The following is a 4,110-nucleotide window of genomic DNA, read 5'->3' as shown; positions in this document are numbered from 1 at the left end:
TGAATACGGCGGAATTGCGTTCAATAACGATGATTCCGGATGGGGATATGGAAATAAGGTAAATACCAAAGAAGATTTCATCAGACGTTTTGATGATATCACAACAGCAGTGAAGAAGATTCCATATTGCTGCGGCTTCTGCTATACGCAGGTCAGCGATGTACAGCAGGAGATCAATGGCCTGATGGATATTGACCGGAACTTCAAAGTGGAGCCGGAAGTGATCAAAGAAATCAATGAACGTCGGATTGGATATTGGAGATCGTTTATGTAAAGATAAGAAAAGATGGAAAAAGTCATCTGTGCAGCAGCCTGCGCAGATGACTTTTTTGCGCGGTATGTTCCCTGTGGTTTGATCTGTGTACAGGAAAAATTGCCTTTAACAGAGCAAATTTGATTGACAGGAAGTAAGCCAGTCCATATACTAAAATTAAATTCTTAGTTTATAAAAATTTAATAAATGCAAGGTAAGAAAAAGAAGAATTTTGCAAAGAAGAAACAGGGAGGGAAAGCGTATGGCAAAATTTTGTACCAAGTGCGGAAGAAAATTAGAGGAAGGCGAAGTTTGTACCTGCACATCGGCAAACCGGGAAGCATCACAGCAGATCTATACACAGCAGCCACAAACGGAGGAATATGGATCTTTGACCGGAGGAACTGACGGACAGCAGCAAAAGCAGTACTATAATCAGGATCAGCAGCAGGGGCAGTATTACGACCCAAACCAGCAGAACCAATACTATAATCAGGGCCAGCAGCAGGGGCAGTATTACGACCCAAACCAGCAGAATCAGTACTATAATCAAAGCCAGCAGCAGGGGCAGTATTACAACCAAAATCAGCAGAACCCATACAACAAGCAGGGACAGTATTATCAGCAGAGAACCAAAGAGGCAGAATGGCTGTATAACAAGAAAGATCAGCTGGTAGCCGGAACGAAAAATATGTTTTCTGAGATCCTGCCGATTCTGAAAGCACCGGTAACCAGAGTAAAAGCAATTGCAGACAGCAATAATCCGGCAGTCGGCATTGAATTTATCGCAACGAAAATGGTGGTTTGCCTTATCTTTTTGTTGATCGTACTATTGAAGATAAGAGGAGCGGTATCAGGTTACAGTTCCTACCTGAATATTAAAATTCCATATTTCAAGAGTATCCTGTGTGTGATTCTGGCGACTGCAGGTATTGATGTGATCGATGCGGTATTTTTGAAAGTGATTACGGCTTTGTTTGGGGCAAAAGCACGCTTTCAGGCATATATCGATGTTGTTGGCGCTACAGATATGTTCGCCACATTTATCATTATTATAGAAGGAATTCTGATCGGAATCGCACCGGAAATTGCACTGGTATTTTTCGGTATTCTGGCACCTTTGGTAACCTATATTCAGTTTGCACAATATCGTGCAGTGGCAGATATTGATGAAGACAAAAAACCGTATGCATACTTTGCTGCAAAATTATGCTTCACGATTATTGCGGGACTGGTTGTATATCTGCTGGTGCGAAGTACACTGAACAGTATGGCAGGTGGACTGATCAACAGTCTGGGCGATATCTTTGATGTGCTGTAAGCTGTCGGTGGATGCACAGCTTACAGACTGTATCGGCAGCGGATGTACTGTGAAAAGTGATCAATCCGCTGCCGATAAAACAATAGGAGTAAAAATATGACAAAGAAGAAAAAACAATCAACGGGGCTTATCATTGCGGTTGTAATGTTAGGTATTTTGGATATGGCGGCGCTTGCCGTGCTGCTTGCGGGTGTTCTGATTTCTCCGGCGAAAGGAGAAACTGTAAAAGCAGAACTTCCTGCGGACTTTCGGGAAAATGATCAGGAATATTATGATATGGATATGACGGCAGATTATCCTTCTGCTGCGACGGTGTCATATGGAGGAAATGCAATCGCTGGAGGCATTCAGGATACAGAAGATGCGTCGGACACAGAAACGGATGCTGAGGATAATACCATCGACACAGACGAAGATCCATATGCGGGATTCGTCTTCCCGAACAGTGATACCGTTATTATTTCAAAGGCTGAAATGAAGGCGACACTGACCACCCGAAGTCTTTGCCGCCGGGCGGTCAACGAAATCTATGCACGCCACGGATATCAGTTTTCCAAACAGGAAAATACGGATTATTTTAATCAGTACGACTGGTACCGGAATATGCCAAAAGAGACGGATATGAATGTTGTGGCAGCTGAATTTTCTTCGGTAGAGAAGAAAAATGTAGAAGCTCTTCAGGCATATGAAGATTCGAAAAACTGGGATTAAGAAGGGGGTGCAACAAATGTATTGTCCGAATTGCGGAACAAAAAATGAGGAAGAGTCTCTGTTTTGTATGGAGTGTGGAACCAGATTGAAAGAAGATTCCGTGCCGGAGCAGAATCTGAACGAAACGGCTGTACCGATACAGCCTGCAGGAAGAACGATGCCGGATTCCGATATGCAGATGAGACAAAATAACATAAACCAAAATCAGAATTTATCGAATAACCGACTGGAGAACAATCCAGGAAGACAAAAGGATTACAGGGGAAATTATGGAAATCCCGGTGGCCCTGCTTATCAGGGACAGCCATATCTGGGTAATAATGGACCGCAGAATCTGAAAAAAACGGGATATCCGGGAATGACAATGAAAAAACCAGTTTCCAGGCTTGCAGTTATTGCGGGGATTGAAGCGGTAGCGGCAGTGGCACTGTTCGCAGGTGCCTACAAAATTATGTCCAATCGTTTTTCACCGGAAAAAGCTGCTATGGATTACTGGGAAATCAAAGCGGATCGGGAATGGTCTCAGGCATATGACTTTTGCGATTTTCCAAACAGCGATCTGCTGACGAAGAAAATGTTTGTAGAAGCCAATGCAAACAATGCGGAACCGTTGGAATACAAATCTGTCAATATCACAGACGTAAAACAACTTACCGGTGATGCGGTAAGCAAGCTGGGAGATCTTGCTTCGATATTTGGAGCAGAGAGCGATGATTATGACGATTATATGGAGAATCTGGAAGACGAACTTGAGGATCAGGATCTGAAAGTGTACTGTGTGGAGTATATAGAAAAAGGCGCAGACAGCAAATCAGCAGAATACATCACGATGACAAAAACAGGAAAGAAAAAATATCTTTTCTGGGACGAATGGAAGGTTGCAGATACAGAAAGCTGGGTCAGCGATGTTACATATACAATACCGGAAAATGCCGTATTACAGTTGAATGGTGAGAAGGTTGATGACAGTGCGGCGACAGAGCAGGATGGCTGGAAAAGCATAACGATTCCATATATGTTTACCGGCGATTATCAGATGCAGGTAACAGAAGAGGGAATGAAACCTTACTGTGAAAACACAGTCATAACTTCTTATGGAAGTGAAGAAGAAAGAATAGATCTGATGCCAACAGACGAAACCCTGCAGGCACTTGGTGAACAGGCGGGGGAAGATATTAAATTTCTTGTGGAGAGCGCACTGCAGGGAAAGCCGTTTAAAGAAGTACAGGACGTATTTTTTTCCGGCGCTCTGGAAGATGATTATATTAAGAACTACTATGAAAATCTGACGAACAAGATAAAGGGCAACGGCTCCGGAAAAATCACAGGACTCGTCATCAGTAACATCAACACAGCGCTGGATGCATCCCCCACAGGCACCGAGATAGACCTGCGAGGAACAGCACAAAGAAAAGAAACCTACATCAATTATTGGGACGAAATCGAAGAAGAGGATAATGAAATCTATTTCGCCGCAAGTTATTGCAAAGAAGGAAACGAATGGAAACTGATGAACCTGCCGGTAGATGAATATGCGTTTTAGAGCGTGTTTGAAAAATCATTCCTGCAATCTGCACGCCTCACCGAAAGGAGCTGCCACTGACAGCTCCTTTCCGAATCCATAAACAAAATTGATAAAATTTTGCAAAAACACTTGTTAAAATCTTATCAATGCGTTATAATATATCCAAATGGAATCGAGCTGATACTTATCTTAGCGGAGGGAGAAGTGTGAACTCTTATATTTTTATGAGAAAATCCAAAAAAGCTAATCGATAGAAAGCGAAGATTTCATATTTTTTTGCCACAATTGTTAAAAAATAGA

The 4,110-nt window shown here is 42.6% G+C and carries 3 protein-coding genes and 1 pseudogene; all 4 read left to right on the top strand.

Annotation, left to right across the window (positions count from 1 at the left end; translation table 11 throughout):
• A pseudogene (locus MSA64_RS03715) lies at positions 1-274 on the top strand (glycoside hydrolase family 2); the annotation flags it as partial.
• Positions 275-515: 241 nt separating this feature from the next.
• Positions 516-1,574 carry a hypothetical protein gene (locus MSA64_RS03710; RefSeq protein WP_277664029.1) on the top strand — a complete coding sequence of 353 codons (1,059 nt, stop codon included), beginning with the start codon at positions 516-518 and terminating at the stop codon, positions 1,572-1,574.
• Positions 1,575-1,670: 96 nt separating this feature from the next.
• On the top strand, positions 1,671-2,285 hold the full coding sequence (locus MSA64_RS03705; protein WP_022400428.1) for a YARHG domain-containing protein: 615 nt from the start codon (positions 1,671-1,673) through the stop codon (positions 2,283-2,285).
• Positions 2,286-2,301: 16 nt separating this feature from the next.
• The gene (locus MSA64_RS03700) at positions 2,302-3,828 is read left to right on the top strand and encodes a zinc ribbon domain-containing protein (protein WP_205839878.1); all 1,527 of its coding nucleotides are present in this window, start codon (positions 2,302-2,304) and stop codon (positions 3,826-3,828) included.
• Positions 3,829-4,110 lie beyond the last annotated feature (282 nt).

It is taken from the genome of Oliverpabstia sp. (assembly GCF_022785585.1).
Lineage (GTDB): Bacteria > Bacillota > Clostridia > Lachnospirales > Lachnospiraceae > Oliverpabstia > Oliverpabstia intestinalis.
The sequence above is the reverse complement of the archived record's forward strand: the minus strand, read 5'-3'. Positions and strand labels throughout refer to the sequence as shown.